The organism is Paenibacillus sp. P4_A7 (genome assembly GCF_056402455.1).
The window spans coordinates 1-14,081 of sequence record NZ_JBFUHJ010000121.1 but is presented as its reverse complement, the minus strand read 5'-3'; the positions used below and the strand labels follow the sequence as shown (position 1 = coordinate 14,081).

Sequence of the window (14,081 nt, the reverse complement as noted above, 5' to 3'; positions counted from 1 at the left end):
TCACAACGACGTCAGCATCCGTCCCAGCAGCGACTTCGACCAAACCTTCATCACCATATACAACTCTCGTACCAGGCGGCAAAAAAGGCTTAGCGGCGTCAGCGAGCGCTTTAGAACCTAAGCTTACGATAGAAGGCTTAAATAATTTAGCTTGTTCAACGAGGAGCTCAACATTAGTGCCACCAGCTAGTCCGACAACTTTATATCTTTCGGGATGATGTGTAATAATATTTAAAGTTTGAGTACCAATAGATCCCGTAGAACCTAGTATACTTATTTTCTTCATGCGAGTATCCTCCTTTATTATACGGGAAGCAGCTCCGCTAGCCATAATAGTGGAAATACAATGAGCCAGCTATCGCAGCGATCAAGCACACCGCCATGCCCCGGTAATAATGTACCTGTATCCTTGATATCTCGCACACGTTTATAAGCCGATTGAATCAAATCACCGAACTGACCAGCTACAGCAGCAATCAAACCAATAAGCAACGCCTTTGGAAGTGTTAACAGATCAGGTGATAACAGTGCAAACACAACAGCAACAATTAGCGAAAAAACGACACCGCCAATAGCACCTTCGATTGTCTTGTTAGGACTTATGGATGGCCAAAGCTTGTTTTTGCCAAGAGCTCGTCCAGCGAAATAAGCCCCTATATCCGAGGCCCATATACAACAGAACGATAAGAAAGTCCAAAATAACGCATGGTGTTCGATTTGCCGAACCTCGATCATTGCGGCAAAACCATAACCAACATATAAAGCGCCTAGCAACATAAGTGCGGCGCCATCAATTGTTGTTTTATTTTTTGTTATAACGGTAACTGCAAGCAATAAGAAGGTAAGCATCCATATTATCGTTAGTACCGGTGGCATAAGAATTCCCCACTCAGACCAGGGCAATACAAAGTAAAGCACTCCTGCATACCCTAGCAGTGCCGACGGGTGTGTCCATGCAACACCGTTCATCCGAATATATTCAGTGAAACCAATTAAAGCTAGCAATACAAGTAACGCTGTGAAAAACCAGCCACCTAACATCATTAAGCCTAGGAAAAAAACAGCTGCTATAACTCCGGTTATTATTCGTTGTCTCAAGAAAATTCACACTCCGTTACTTGAAGCTACAATCCACCGTATCGACGTACACGACGCTGATATTCCGCTATAGCCTCGTGAAAGTGCTTTTCCGAAAATTCCGGCCAATACACATCCGTAAACCATAACTCACTATAAGCAAGCTGCCACAACATAAAGTTGCTAAGCCGTAACTCGCCGCTCGTCCGAATGAGTAGATCAGGATCCGGGATTCCGCTCGTTAACAATCGATTGGACATCACTTTATCATCTATATCTTGGATTGCCAAACGGCCTTGCTTCACATCATCTGCTATACCCTTAACAGCCTCAAGCATTTCATTACGGCTGCCGTAATTCAAAGCGAAATTTAAAACAAGACCCGTGTTGTTAGCCGTTTTGACGACCGCTTCTTCAACAGCACTAATCGTAAATTCCGGCAGATCCTCTTTGTGGCCCATCATTCGGACCTGTACATTATTTTTAATTAATTCATCTAATTCTATTTCAAGAAATTGTTGAGGAAGCTTCATCAGAAAATCCACTTCAGCCTTTGGTCTTTTCCAATTTTCAGTAGAAAATGCGTATAATGTCAAATATTTAACACCTAAACGCTCTGCCTCGATCGTTATTCGCTTAACTGCTTTCATTCCGGAATGATGACCGGCTATTCTTGGCAGTCCACGATCTTTAGCCCAGCGACCATTCCCATCCATTATGATAGCAACATGCTCAGGCACATTATCAATGGCCTTAGGATTAATCGACTTTTGTGACGACTTGCCTAATATGGCCCAAAGTCGCTCGATCATCTTACATCCTCCCAACCGGAATCAAAACCAAACCCCACCTTACGGAGGGGCCCAGAGTATTATTAAACGTCCATAATTTCTTTTTCTTTTAACACAAGCACTTTATCAACCTCAGCGATATACTTGTCAGTCGCCTTTTGGATATCCTCTTGGTGCCCATGTGATTCATCTTCTGAAATTGTCGTTTTTTCCAATTTTTTCACAGAATCATTAGCATCGCGACGAATGTTGCGAATCGCTACTTTTGCTTCTTCACCGAATTTTTTCGACGTTTTAACTAGATCTCCACGACGCTCTTCTGTAAGAGGCGGGATTGAAATTCGAATAGCGATACCATCATTTGATGGATTCAAGCCGAGATCGGATTTCAAAATCGCTTTTTCAATTGCAGACATAGAAGACTTATCCCATGGCTGAATGAACAGCGTGCGTGCATCAGGGGTATTAATATTAGCTAACTGATTAAGAGGCGTCATTGCCCCGTAGTATTCAACTTGAATGCGATCAAGTAAAGATGGATTGGCTTTGCCAGCGCGTAAAGATGACAAATCCCGTTTTAGAGCTGAGATTGCTTTATCCATACGTTCTTCTGCATTTTTCTTCACTTCTTGTGGCATTATTTAGCACTTCCTTTCACAATCGTTCCGATTTTCTCGCCCAGGACGACTCGTTTAATATTCCCTTTCTCAGTTATCGAGAATACGATGAGTGGAATATTGTTATCCATACAGAGCGAAGCTGCTGTTGAATCCATAACGCCTAAATTACGATTAAGCATATCGAGATAAGTAAGTTCCTCGAATTTTTCTGCGGTGCTATCTTTAAATGGATCTGCGGAGTATACTCCATCTACTTTGTTTTTTGCCATCAAAATGACTTCAGCCTCAATTTCAGCTGCGCGCAAAGCTGCTGTCGTATCTGTAGAGAAAAACGGATTGCCCGTTCCCGCTGCAAAGATGACGACACGGCCCTTCTCGAGATGTCTAATCGCACGACGTCTTATGTACGGTTCAGCAATTTGCTGCATCGCAATCGACGTTTGTACACGCGTTGGTACATCGATTTGTTCCAGAGCATCTTGTAGTGCAAGCGAGTTCATGAGTGTAGCCAGCATTCCCATATAGTCAGCAGTAGCACGATCGATGCCCTTTGCACTTCCTGCAATCCCGCGCCATATGTTACCTCCGCCAACAACAATCGCAACCTCTACTCCTAGAGCGATAACTTCTTTAACCTGATCAGCAATGGAAGCAATAACAGTTGCTTCGATACCGTATCCTTCCTGTCCAGACAAGGATTCACCGCTTACCTTCAAAACGATCCGTTTAAATACAGGCTGTTCCAACGATTATACCTCCATCATGCACCTCAAAAGATGAGGTCCTTCATTTATGTTCTATTTATACAGGCGGGGCGGGGCGCACGCCCCGCCCCGCCTGTGCGTTCGGATTAATGTTTAACTTGTGCCATTACTTCTTCAACGAAGTTGTCGACTTTTTTCTCAAGACCTTCGCCTAGTTCGTAACGAACAAAACGACGGATTGAAATGTTTTCACCAATTTTGTTGATTTTTTCGTTAAGTATTTCAGCAATTGTTTTGTCTGGGTCTTTAATGAAAGACTGTTCAAGCAAACAGAACTCTTCATAATATTTCGAAATGCGTCCATCAACCATTTTCTCAACGATATGAGCTGGTTTTCCTTCATTAAGCGCTTGAGCTTTCAAAATTTCGCGTTCTTTTTCAAGCTCTTCTGCCGCAACTTCTTCACGACGAACGAACTTAGGATTTGCTGCTGCGATTTGCATAGCAACGTCTCTTGCGAATTCACGGAATTGATCTGTTTTAGCAACAAAATCAGTTTCGCAGTTAACTTCAACAATTACACCGATACGACCGCCAGCATGGATATACGATTCAACTACGCCTTCTGTAGCAATACGTCCAGCTTTGTTTGCTGCAGCAGCCAAACCTTTTTCGCGCAGTACCGCGATCGCTTTATCCACGTCGTTATTTGTTTCATCCAAAGCTTTTTTACAATCGAGCATTCCTGCTCCAGTTCTTTCGCGAAGTTCTTTCACTGCGCTAGCACTAACCGCCATGTTAAACCCTCCTGAATGGTAGAAATACCATTATCTATTTTTGTTTTGAATTCCAAAAAAAGGGCGGTGAGAGGTTTTTCACCGTCTGACCACCCTTTGTTGATTACTATGTCTTTTAAATTAAGCTGTTGGTTGCTCGTTGTTTGCAGTAGCTTCTACAATTGCATCAGCCATTTTCGACGTAAGCAGTTTAACAGCGCGAATTGCATCATCATTACCAGGAATAACATAGTCGATTTCGTCTGGATCACAGTTAGTGTCGACGATACCAACGATAGGGATACCAAGTTTACGAGCTTCCGCTACTGCGATGCGCTCTTTACGCGGGTCAATGATGAACAACGCGCTTGGCAAACCTTTCATTCCTTTAATGCCGCCTAGGAACTTTTCCAAACGGTCTTTTTCTTTGTTAAGAATAATAACTTCTTTCTTAGGAAGAACTTCGAAAGTACCGTCCTCTGACCACTTCTCAAGTTGCTTCAAACGCTCAATACGCTTTTGAATAGTTTGGAAGTTAGTTAGAGTTCCGCCGAGCCAACGTTGGTTGATGTAGAAGTTGCCGCAACGTTCTGCTTCTTCTTTCACGGAATCTTGAGCTTGCTTTTTCGTGCCTACGAACAGCATTGTGCCGCCTTCAGCAGCGATCGAGCGAACGAAGTTGTACGCTTCGTCAACTTTTTTAACCGTTTTTTGCAAATCAATAATGTAAATTCCGTTTCTTTCTGTGAAGATATAACGATCCATCTTCGGGTTCCAACGACGAGTCTGATGACCGAAGTGTACCCCAGCTTCTAGTAGCTGTTTCATGGAAATAACCGCCATTCCTCAACACCTCCTGTAATGGTTTTTTGTGTGCTCCTCCGCTAGTCGCATCTTTCACCAAAACTTTCGTCGAACGAAAGCACCGTTGGCAAAATTGACCTGCGTGCGTTTTTAACACCGTGAATTAATATACCATAAATAGATATCTCATGCAACATTCGTTTGTAAATTCATATAAAAATTTATATTTACTTAAGACTAACTATTTCTTTTCCTCTTTGGATAAAATGGCTTTCGCCTGTTTCACCGGTATAGGCTCGCTGGTGACAACCTTTATCGCTTCATTTGTAGTCAGACCTTCATTAAATAAAAAATAACCGGCGCGAACCAGCTTTTTCGACTTTTTCATTTGTTTGATAAATTCTGCTTCATTTTTAATAATGTTTTGACCAGCGATTAACTCTGCCGTCTTAGTTAGTCCGGATCCAGCATCAATTTTTATAATATGCTCAATTCGCTCAGCTGTGATTGCCGGTACTTTCTCTTCCTTAATTGTAACATCGGCTGCTTGATCACCTTTAACAGGTTCTGTAGCTTCTGTAGAGGCTTTATTATCTACACTAGAACTTTGATTGTTCCCTTCTACAGAACCGGATTTTAACTCTTTATTTATCGAATCCGAGTCTTTAGCTGCAGATATTAATGCGTCAACTTCTATTTGCGTATACAGCTTCTGGTCGTTGTTATCAGCCATGTTTTCCAGCTTTTTTTGATTCTGCTGACCTTGAAACATAAGTTGTAAGAGTAATGCACCTATGATCATTCCTGTGCCTAAACCCATCAAGAAAGGGCGATTCCTAAGCATGATTGGCCTCTTCCTGCTTAGACAGTTGAATAATGAGCAGCACTTCGCCTTTATTCAATCCAAGCTTTTTCGAAATAGCCTCAATGGATTTCCCTTGTTCGTATAATTCGAACAGTTCTGAATAACGAGAATGAATGGAATTGGGCTGCACTATCTCTGTTACTCCTGAACCTACTTCCACGACAGCATCACTCGCTGCTGCTGTGGTATTAACTTTCGTAAGTGGAGTACTTTCAGGAGGCTGTGATGCAGGAAATACGGTTCTTTCTAATGCACGCTGAAGCTGCTCGGTTAACAGCTCACATTTGTGCTCAAGGGCAACAATTCGTTGTTCCTTGCGATCCGCATCCACCTTAGCATCCAGCTGTGCTTTTGTCACCAGCTCTACGAGGTCCTGATTATCCTTCTCCATGTTTTCCATAAACTGCTCCAAAGCAATCTCCATATTCTGCATGGTTTGCGTTGGAATTGCAGGACTCTGCTGTTGCTTCCGAGTCCATACAAAGGCACAGACAATGACAACCGCTCCGAGAAGTACAACATATTGCCAGTATGACTGCATCGTCTTTAAAAACCTGCCTTTCTAATTCAAACTTGTTAGCTCATAGTTTTATATCTAAAGAATGCCCCTTGAATGGATGTGACGGCTGTGTTCCTTCATCCTGTTCTGCAGATTCATCCAACTTACGTTTCCGACTAGCTTTAGGATGAGCATGACCTTGCTGCTCACCCTGATCGGTCCGTACATGAAGTCCAGTAGTCTGTTCGATCCCGGTATTTTTACTGCGCAATTCTTCCGTATTTTTTGCAGCTTGATTAGCCAGCGTATTTTGATCTGCAACACTCTTGTGCATAATCTGACTTTGCTTACCGCTAAATTCCTGCGTACGTGGAACGGACATCTGCAAATCTATTGATTTGAAGGTCATACCGGTTCTCTCCCTTCAAGCTATGACAACTAACTGCTTATGTAACATAAGGAACAAGCGCGATGTCCCCCTCCATGTACCGAAAAGTAACTCGTTGCGAAGCATCCTTCACAAATTTGGTGTAACGTCCAATAACTATTTTTGTACCTCCAAAAACGGTATTAGACACATCTATCCTCGAACGATCCGTCTCATCAAGTGTTTTCTCTAGCTCGAGAATCCGCAATTTAATATCAGCGTTGTCTGATAAGGTTTGTCGTTTGGTAGAATTCAGCTTTACACGAAGTGCTAGTTTTTCTGGAGTCAAATGTCCGGCCGCTGCTAATTGATCCAATATTATAAGTGCCTTATCTGTTTTATCTAAGTTTTCCAAAGCGAGTTTAAGCTTAGTTCGCAATTCAAGCAACTCTGTCCGATATTGAGGATTAACTCCCACTTCGATGGAAGTTGCCGTAGACATTGAATTGCCAATATTACGGGCTCTCACAAGCTCTCCTGCTTGGATTTGTCCACCTACAATTAAGCCCTTCGCGCCTGAGCAGATRACGCTCTTGCCCGCTTTAACGTTGGAATGCATAATGCTCTGTGAAACCAGTACATCTTCGCCTGCAATAACAATTCCATCTTGAATAAATGAACTGCGAACGTTGCAGCCTGCTTTCACAAATCCTTTATTACTGGCCAAAATACCGCCCGTAATCTCAATCGATCCTTCTGATTCTAGTTCCGCGCCTTCTACACCTCCAATGATGCGAATATCTCCTGAGGCCTTGATTCGGAAGCCGCTTAGAACATTGCCTCGAATGACTACTGTCCCTACAAAATCAATATTACCAACTCTATAATCCACATCGCCATTCACTTCATATACAGGAAATACATTGATTTTCTCTTTGTCAGTCATCGTAATAAGGCCATCAATTGCAGCATACATCGCCGTTTGATCACCGTTTACAACAACATTTTTACCTATTTTGAACCGAGCCTGCTTACCAAGCTTAGCTGGAATATCCTCGCCGGTCACGGTCTTTCCTTTAGGACCTTCTTTTGCCTCAAAACGCTCGGCAATTAGCTGTCCGCGCTTCACATTTTTCAGTTTGACAACCTCTTTGAAGTCCACCTTCCCGTCTTCAAGCTCCGCAGGTTGTCGATTTCTAGTCTCCATATCGTAAGCGAACTTAATGTATCCATCTTTGCCTGGTGCTGGTGCTTGTCCCATAGCGATTAAGGTTTGCTCTTTGCAATAAGCAAGTGAATTCGTAGCGATTTGATCCAGCACATCAGATTGGAGTCCATGGACAATACCCTTGCTTCTAATGAAACGCTCAAGTTCCTCGCCATTGCAATTAAATTCTTCCGTTATTCGGATAAATGTTAAAAACGCAGATAGCATGTCGACTGATGTCTGAATGCGCAAGAAAGATTCTAATTGTTGATTATCCATATTACCTCCCCTTCTTTATTGCTGCATGAGTTGATCTTTATGCTTAGCCAAAGCTCCACGAAGTCTTAAAATAGCTTTCGAATGAAGCTGGGAAATTCTCGAAGGTGATAGTGACATAACTTCAGCGATTTCACTTAATGATAATTCTTCATAATAAAAGAGAGAGACAACTGTACGTTCTTTCTCAGTCAATCTGTCAATACCTTTAATTAAAGATTCTTTCAAATAAAACTCATGCACCTTATGCTCCGGGTTTTTTGCTTTGTCATCAACAAGTAAGGACATCCTTGTTTCCGATTCCTCTTCTCGAATCGGGTCTTCCAAGGAGCAAACCGTCGTAACCGCAATGTCTTGAAGCATATTAATAAAATCCTTCTCAGAAACTTGCAAATAGTTGCTTATTTCAGAATCGGTTACTGAACGTAGATACTGCTGTTCAAGATGCTGATAGGCCTCTTCAACTCTCTTTGCCTTCTCTCGTACAGAGCGAGGAACCCAATCTCCTTGTCTTAATCCATCAATGATCGAACCGCGTATACGCCAAGATGCGTAGGTTTCAAACTGCAAACCGCGCATATAATCAAATTTCTCGATTGCATCTATTAAACCCATAACACCGTTGCTAGCCAAATCGTCTTTTATTACATTTTTGGGAAGTCCAATCGCCATGCGATTCGTTACGTAATCAACTAGCGGCAAATACTGTTCAATAAGCTTCTTCTTAGCATCCAGATCGCCTTGCTCTCGCCATGCCTGCCACATCTGAATGTTTGTCAAATGAGCAGTCTTCAACTCAGCCATTGACTCACTCTCCTGTCAGGTGACGAATGGCCTGAGCCAATTCCTCAGGTTGTTTTTTTTGGGTGGAAATTAAATGAGGAGGACTTAATGGCTTAAATGTATTTGCCTCTTTACTTTGTTCTTGCGCTGACGCAGTTGAGGCTCCATCCTGCAGCTGCGACTTTAATAGTTCATTTAAATCCTCGGTTTCATCGGGTGTTTGTACATCAAACTGTAAGCCTTTACCTTCATCCTGCTCTGTCTGTTCGCCTACTAGAGACGGAGGCTGAAGGATGTATGCTAATACCGCACGTACCACAAAAGCAAGAACAAAAAAAGCGGTGAAAGCATACACACTTCTAAGCAACATAACAGAAAGCGGGTTATTTCCGATTGAGAAAGCTACCGTAAGTACGGCGCCGACAATCCCGAGTCCGACATTCCATCGCCATGTCCCTAGCATATCAAATCTCCCTTATTCCGTGCTGTACACTTCTAATTGATAACATGCCATTATTACTGAAAAATTCGATTGTTCGTCCGAAATTGCCGCCAGTATCTTGAGATAAAATAGGTATGTTAAGTTTCTTCAATAATTCCGTACAAGATTCCACATTACGAGGTCCTATACGTAATGAATCCGATTGGCTCGTCATGGCAAACATTTGCGCGCCACCAGCCATTTTTGCTTTCAAACGTTGTTGCAAAGCCCCTGCTGCAAGCATTCTTCCAATTAGTTCAGGTATGGCTGTGTCAGCATATTTTGCAATATTAATGTTAGTATCGCGCGCGATTTCAGAGGAAGGAAGCATCACATGTGCCATACCGGCTATTTTGCATACAGGATCAAACAATGTTAACCCTACACATGATCCTAGTCCCGTCGTTTTGAGAATGATGCCTTCTGTCGCGATATTCAAATCTGCCATGCCAACCTTAACCACAGTTTGTTGTATCATTCGCTGAAGACTCCCAAAGCCCTGAAGATTTTTTCGAACGATTCTGGATCAGGAATAAGGAAGAAATGCCCTTCCAGTGATTGATGATCCTCTAAAAAAGTCGTTTCGATCAATAAGGCAGAATCGCCCATTTCACCATATTGCATCAGACCGTAACTTAATATAGCTCCCGCCATATCAACTGCGATGGATGGTACGGAAGGCGCCATTGATAATTGTGTGAAATCTGCAAGTGATGATAAGTAGGAGCCAGCTAAAATATTTCCGATCTCGCATAAAGTAGAAAGATCCATTTCTGAATAGCCTTCCTGCTCCTCCTGTATCCCCGACAGTAGCTGCTGCAAAATACGTTTTGCAGCAGGCTCTTCCATAATGAAAAACATGTTTCCAGGAGCTTCTCCTTCTACCCGGAGAAAAACGGCAATTACAACCTGTTCTGATCCACCAACAATCTCAGCTACTTCTTCAAATGGGAGCAAGCTGACTTTAGGAACAGCCATATCAACAGGCCTGTCCAACAATTGCGACAATGCAGTAGCTGCATGTCCTGCTCCAATATTACCGACTTCCTTCAATACATCCCATTCCATTGCCTCAAAACGTCCGAAAATACTCACCAGCTATACCTCTAGCTGCTCTAATTGAATGATTTCATTCTTATTCAAAACTTCTGTTAGATTAAGCATGATTAGTAGTCGGCCTTCACCAAGCTTAGCTATTCCTCGTAAGTATTTGGCTTTTATTCCACCAACGATTTCAGGAGGTAATTCGATGCCGTCCGTATCGATATCGATAACATCATTAGCGGAATCAACGATAAATCCTACTTCAATATCAGCGACAGCCACAACGATAATCCGTGAATTTTCAGTTGGAGTTGTTTCTTGTAAGTTAAAGCGGCCACGCAAATCAATTACAGGAACTACGACACCCCGTAAATTAATTACTCCTTTAATAAACGTTGCTGTTTTTGGGACACGTGTAATTGGAGATAATCTTTCAATTGTACGGACCTTATCCACTTCAATTCCGTACTCTTCGTTTCCAAGACCGAATACGATAACCTTTAATTCTTCTCCCATCGTAAAAACCTCCCTATTTGATTAGTGCATTCGGATCAATGATCAAAGCAACATATCCATCGCCGAGTATGGTCGCACCCGAGATTGCTTCAATGTTCGTTAAATATTTGCCTAAAGATTTGAGCACAATCTCACTTTGGCCAATAAACTCATCGACCATGACCGCAGCCCATTTCTCACCTTTGCGAACAACAACAATTTCTGTCTCTTGCTCGTCATTTTCATCAAAATCAGGAGAATTAAGCACACGACTTAGAGAAACTAGAGGAATAATGGCATTTCGGAATTCGATCATTTTATTGCCATGTACATTTAAGATTTGTTCTTTACGGATGATACCTGTTTCCACAATAGAAGATAAAGGAATGGCATAATTTTCAGAACCAAGCTTGATAAGCATAGCTGAAATAATAGATAGCGTAAGCGGCAGCTGTACAGAAAACTTGGTGCCTCTACCATAAACCGAATCTATCGTTACATTCCCGCCTAGTGATGTAATCTTTGTCCTTACAACATCAAGACCTACACCACGTCCCGAAATGTCCGAGATTTTATCAGCTGTACTAAAGCCTGCTGCGAAGATAAGCATGTTAATCTCATCATGTGAAAGCAGCTTAGCTTGCTCCTGGGTAACGACACTGTTCTTAATAGCCGTCTTCAGAACTTTTTCATGATGAATACCGCGCCCATCTTCTTCCACTTCAATAAATACATGATTTCCGCTATGAAATGCTCTTAGATTAATGATACCAGTCTCTGGTTTTCCGGCAGCTATTCGTTCCTCAACGGTTTCGATTCCATGATCGACCGAATTACGAAGCAAATGCACAAGAGGATCGCCAATTTCATCAATAACAGTACGGTCAAGCTCTGTGTCAGCACCTGTGATGACAAGATCTATTTTTTTATCTAATGACTTTGCTAAGTCTCTGATCATACGAGGGAATCTATTAAATACAGAATCTACAGGTACCATCCGGAGCTTCAAAACAATACTTTGCAAGTCTGAGCTCACACGTGTCATATGCTCAACCGTCTCTGTCAAATCTGTACGCTTAATCTCACTTGAAAGCTGCTCTAGTCTTACACGGTCGATTAGCAATTCACTGAACAAATTCATTAAAGCGTCCAGTCTTTCAATGTCGACACGAATGGTTCGTGATGCAGCGGCAGGTGCGGCTGCTACAGCAGCCTGTTCTTTGCCAGCTCCGACTTCACGAGCTGCAATTTCTTTAATAACAGCTTCCGTCTCCTCTTTTGGAGATTGTGGCGATGATGCTGCTGTACTGCCTAGGACGGACAGTGACTCTTCATCAAGTAAAGTAACGGCAACAGATTCTATCTCAGAGATATTAGTAATCTGTTGACTTAGCTCCTGCTCCGTTAATGTTGAAATTGTAAATACAGAAAAAGTAAAACCGAATTTATCTTGCTCGATGTCTTGTACAGACGGATCAGACTTTATTACTTCCCCATTACGTTCTAGAAGATCGAACACCATATAAGCACGAACTGCTTTTAGCATACAGTTGTCTCGAATAACGACCTGCACATGGTAAACGCTATGCCCTGTCTCGATGGATTGCAGTAATATAGATGCTTGGTATTCGTCAAGAAGCATCGTAGCAGATCCGCTTTTTGGCGTTGCTGCAGGTTTGCTCGAGTCGCTGCCTACAGCTTGCGAGCTGCCGCTCGTGCTGTAATCGCTTTTCAAAATGACTTGCAGCGATTCAACGATTGTCGTAACATCGGCCTTCCCTGTACCGCCATTCACGATATCCTGAACCATAGCCTCAAGAGCATCTAGACCTTTGAACAACGTGTCAAAAATAAAACTATCCATTTTCAACTTGCTATTTCGGACGAGATCCAGCACATTTTCCATTTCATGAGTTAGAGAAGCCAAATCCTCATAACCCATCGTCGCAGACATCCCTTTCAGCGTGTGAGCTGAACGAAAGATGGTTTGAACGATACTGAGCTCCTCAGGTTCACTTTCGAGTCGCAGTAGGTTTTCGTTCAATGATTGCAGATGATCATTAGATTCGTCAATAAACATTGATAAATAGGCATTCATATCCATTTCCTAGCACCCCCTGTTAGTACTTATGAGTGAATCAAACCTATTATTTTAACACTGCATGCACTAAATGCGGTGCAATGTGTTGCAAAGGTAAAATATGATGAGCCAAACCAGCTTCTATAGCAGAACGTGGCATACCATAAACGACGCACGTTTCTTCAGCTTCTGCAATGGTAGAGTCAACACCACTATCGAGCAGCAGCTTCATCCCTTTTGCTCCATCACTGCCCATACCCGTCATAATAACCGCATGCCGCTTCAGCTCTCGGAAGCTGGTCATAGACTCAAATAATACGTCCACCGATGGTCGATGACCGTTTTGCGGCGGTTGTTCGGTAAGGAGAATTTTATAACCAGTAGTATCCTTTGCCAGCTCCATATGATATCCACCTGGTGCAAGATACACAACGCCTGCAGATACCCTTTCGCTTTGCTCTGCTTCAACAACTTGGAGCGCACTGAAGCTGTCCAATCGTTGTGCCAACGATTTGGTGAATTTAGGCGGCATATGCTGGACAATAAGCACTGGTGCTGAAAAATCAGCTGGCAATGAACATATCACTTCATGAAGTGCTCTCGGTCCCCCAGTAGAGGTTCCAATTGCAACAATATGCTCGAAAGAAGTAACAGATCCTCTTGACTTCTGATTTCTGATAGATGGCTGTTGAGCCCTCATGTCAGCTTGATCGGCAGGCGATTCTCGTAAAATAGGTTTACGAGGATTCACATCTGGTTTTTTCTTACTTTCGGTTAACGCATCCTGCTTAGTTCCTTTTAGTTTTGTATGTAAAGGGGATGCCAGCTGCTGCTTAGGCTGCATACCCTCAGCAGGCGAAAGGATATTCTTCTTTCTATCCTTCATTGGTACCGGTAATGGTACACTTGGCTTTTCCTCAAGTTTTAGCGGGTGATTAGTAGTACTTGGCTTTGTCAGCGCTGTAGTAACAGAATTTCCGCCTAATGATTCTCTTATCGTGATAACCGGCTGCTGTCGCTTTGTTAGTACAGCAATTCGCAATTTCTCTAACAGAAGCTCTCCAACCTGATGAATGTCATTGGAGAACGCGCTAGACGGCTTTCGGATAAAATCAAATGCTCCATATTGCAAAGCTTTGATCGTTTCTCTCGTGTTATCCTCGCTAATTCCCGACAACATAATAATTGGAATCGGGTTACTCTGCATAATGA

General features: G+C 42.6%; 17 protein-coding genes and 1 pseudogene. All 18 read right to left on the bottom strand.

Annotated elements, in window-relative coordinates:
• Positions 1 to 286, bottom strand: a pseudogene (locus AC1DWN_RS16210) (1-deoxy-D-xylulose-5-phosphate reductoisomerase); the annotation flags it as partial.
• Positions 287 to 303: 17 nt separating this feature from the next.
• Positions 304 to 1,098 carry a phosphatidate cytidylyltransferase gene (locus AC1DWN_RS16205; RefSeq protein ID WP_477559936.1) on the bottom strand — a complete coding sequence of 265 codons (795 nt, stop codon included), beginning with the start codon at positions 1,096 to 1,098 and terminating at the stop codon, positions 304 to 306.
• 26 nt (positions 1,099 to 1,124) lie between these two features.
• Positions 1,125 to 1,889 carry an isoprenyl transferase gene (locus AC1DWN_RS16200; protein ID WP_477559935.1) on the bottom strand — a complete coding sequence of 255 codons (765 nt, stop codon included), beginning with the start codon at positions 1,887 to 1,889 and terminating at the stop codon, positions 1,125 to 1,127.
• Positions 1,890 to 1,951: 62 nt separating this feature from the next.
• Positions 1,952 to 2,506: a ribosome recycling factor gene (gene frr / locus AC1DWN_RS16195; protein WP_477559934.1), complete on the bottom strand. Its 555-nt coding sequence runs from the start codon at positions 2,504 to 2,506 to the stop codon at positions 1,952 to 1,954.
• Entirely contained in the window at positions 2,506 to 3,234 is a 729-nt protein-coding gene (gene pyrH, locus AC1DWN_RS16190) for a UMP kinase (RefSeq protein WP_477559933.1), read from the bottom strand. The genes frr and pyrH overlap by 1 nt, the downstream gene beginning before the upstream one ends.
• Positions 3,235 to 3,338: 104 nt before the next feature.
• Positions 3,339 to 3,989, bottom strand: coding sequence for a translation elongation factor Ts (gene tsf / locus AC1DWN_RS16185; protein WP_477559932.1), 651 nt, complete (start codon positions 3,987 to 3,989; stop codon positions 3,339 to 3,341).
• A 120-nt stretch (positions 3,990 to 4,109) separates the two neighbouring features.
• Entirely contained in the window at positions 4,110 to 4,811 is a 702-nt protein-coding gene (rpsB, locus tag AC1DWN_RS16180) for a 30S ribosomal protein S2 (protein ID WP_477559931.1), read from the bottom strand.
• Between the two features lie 202 nt (positions 4,812 to 5,013).
• Positions 5,014 to 5,616 (bottom strand): hypothetical protein, encoded by a 603-nt coding sequence (locus tag AC1DWN_RS16175; RefSeq protein WP_477559930.1) that lies wholly within the window; start codon positions 5,614 to 5,616, stop codon positions 5,014 to 5,016.
• Positions 5,609 to 6,178: a hypothetical protein gene (locus AC1DWN_RS16170; RefSeq protein ID WP_477559929.1), complete on the bottom strand. Its 570-nt coding sequence runs from the start codon at positions 6,176 to 6,178 to the stop codon at positions 5,609 to 5,611. Before AC1DWN_RS16170 ends, AC1DWN_RS16175 begins: the two co-directional genes overlap by 8 nt.
• A gap of 40 nt (positions 6,179 to 6,218) precedes the next feature.
• Complete coding sequence (locus AC1DWN_RS16165; protein WP_477559928.1) at positions 6,219 to 6,545, bottom strand: hypothetical protein; 327 nt, start codon at positions 6,543 to 6,545, stop codon at positions 6,219 to 6,221.
• A gap of 37 nt (positions 6,546 to 6,582) precedes the next feature.
• On the bottom strand, positions 6,583 to 7,989 hold the full coding sequence (locus AC1DWN_RS16160; RefSeq protein ID WP_477559927.1) for a DUF342 domain-containing protein: 1,407 nt from the start codon (positions 7,987 to 7,989) through the stop codon (positions 6,583 to 6,585).
• A gap of 15 nt (positions 7,990 to 8,004) precedes the next feature.
• A complete protein-coding gene (locus tag AC1DWN_RS16155) occupies positions 8,005 to 8,790 on the bottom strand; it encodes a FliA/WhiG family RNA polymerase sigma factor (protein WP_477559926.1) in 786 nt (261 codons plus the stop codon).
• A gap of 4 nt (positions 8,791 to 8,794) precedes the next feature.
• The gene (locus AC1DWN_RS16150) at positions 8,795 to 9,232 is read right to left on the bottom strand and encodes a hypothetical protein (RefSeq protein ID WP_477559925.1); all 438 of its coding nucleotides are present in this window, start codon (positions 9,230 to 9,232) and stop codon (positions 8,795 to 8,797) included.
• A gap of 1 nt (position 9,233) precedes the next feature.
• On the bottom strand, positions 9,234 to 9,728 hold the full coding sequence (locus tag AC1DWN_RS16145; protein WP_477559924.1) for a chemotaxis protein CheD: 495 nt from the start codon (positions 9,726 to 9,728) through the stop codon (positions 9,234 to 9,236).
• On the bottom strand, positions 9,725 to 10,318 hold the full coding sequence (locus AC1DWN_RS16140; RefSeq protein ID WP_477559937.1) for a chemotaxis protein CheC: 594 nt from the start codon (positions 10,316 to 10,318) through the stop codon (positions 9,725 to 9,727). Before AC1DWN_RS16140 ends, AC1DWN_RS16145 begins: the two co-directional genes overlap by 4 nt.
• Positions 10,319 to 10,348: 30 nt before the next feature.
• Positions 10,349 to 10,810, bottom strand: coding sequence for a chemotaxis protein CheW (locus AC1DWN_RS16135; protein ID WP_477559923.1), 462 nt, complete (start codon positions 10,808 to 10,810; stop codon positions 10,349 to 10,351).
• A 13-nt stretch (positions 10,811 to 10,823) separates the two neighbouring features.
• A complete protein-coding gene (locus AC1DWN_RS16130; RefSeq protein ID WP_477559922.1) occupies positions 10,824 to 12,893 on the bottom strand; it encodes a chemotaxis protein CheW in 2,070 nt (689 codons plus the stop codon).
• A gap of 43 nt (positions 12,894 to 12,936) precedes the next feature.
• A partial coding sequence (gene cheB, locus AC1DWN_RS16125; RefSeq protein ID WP_477559921.1) for a chemotaxis-specific protein-glutamate methyltransferase CheB occupies positions 12,937 to 14,081 on the bottom strand: 1,145 nt, incomplete at its 5' end.

Coding starts and splice junctions, on each gene's coding strand:
- AC1DWN_RS16200 (WP_477559935.1), bottom strand. CDS start 1,889: ATGATCGAGCGACTTTGGGCCATATTAGGCAAGTCGTCACAAAAGTCG.
- frr (WP_477559934.1), bottom strand. CDS start 2,506: ATGCCACAAGAAGTGAAGAAAAATGCAGAAGAACGTATGGATAAAGCA.
- tsf (WP_477559932.1), bottom strand. CDS start 3,989: ATGGCGGTTAGTGCTAGCGCAGTGAAAGAACTTCGCGAAAGAACTGGA.
- rpsB (WP_477559931.1), bottom strand. CDS start 4,811: ATGGCGGTTATTTCCATGAAACAGCTACTAGAAGCTGGGGTACACTTC.
- AC1DWN_RS16175 (WP_477559930.1), bottom strand. CDS start 5,616: ATGCTTAGGAATCGCCCTTTCTTGATGGGTTTAGGCACAGGAATGATC.
- AC1DWN_RS16170 (WP_477559929.1), bottom strand. CDS start 6,178: ATGCAGTCATACTGGCAATATGTTGTACTTCTCGGAGCGGTTGTCATT.
- AC1DWN_RS16165 (WP_477559928.1), bottom strand. CDS start 6,545: ATGACCTTCAAATCAATAGATTTGCAGATGTCCGTTCCACGTACGCAG.
- AC1DWN_RS16155 (WP_477559926.1), bottom strand. CDS start 8,790: ATGGCTGAGTTGAAGACTGCTCATTTGACAAACATTCAGATGTGGCAG.
- AC1DWN_RS16150 (WP_477559925.1), bottom strand. CDS start 9,232: ATGCTAGGGACATGGCGATGGAATGTCGGACTCGGGATTGTCGGCGCC.
- AC1DWN_RS16145 (WP_477559924.1), bottom strand. CDS start 9,728: ATGATACAACAAACTGTGGTTAAGGTTGGCATGGCAGATTTGAATATC.
- AC1DWN_RS16140 (WP_477559937.1), bottom strand. CDS start 10,318: ATGGAATGGGATGTATTGAAGGAAGTCGGTAATATTGGAGCAGGACAT.
- AC1DWN_RS16135 (WP_477559923.1), bottom strand. CDS start 10,810: ATGGGAGAAGAATTAAAGGTTATCGTATTCGGTCTTGGAAACGAAGAG.
- AC1DWN_RS16130 (WP_477559922.1), bottom strand. CDS start 12,893: ATGGATATGAATGCCTATTTATCAATGTTTATTGACGAATCTAATGAT.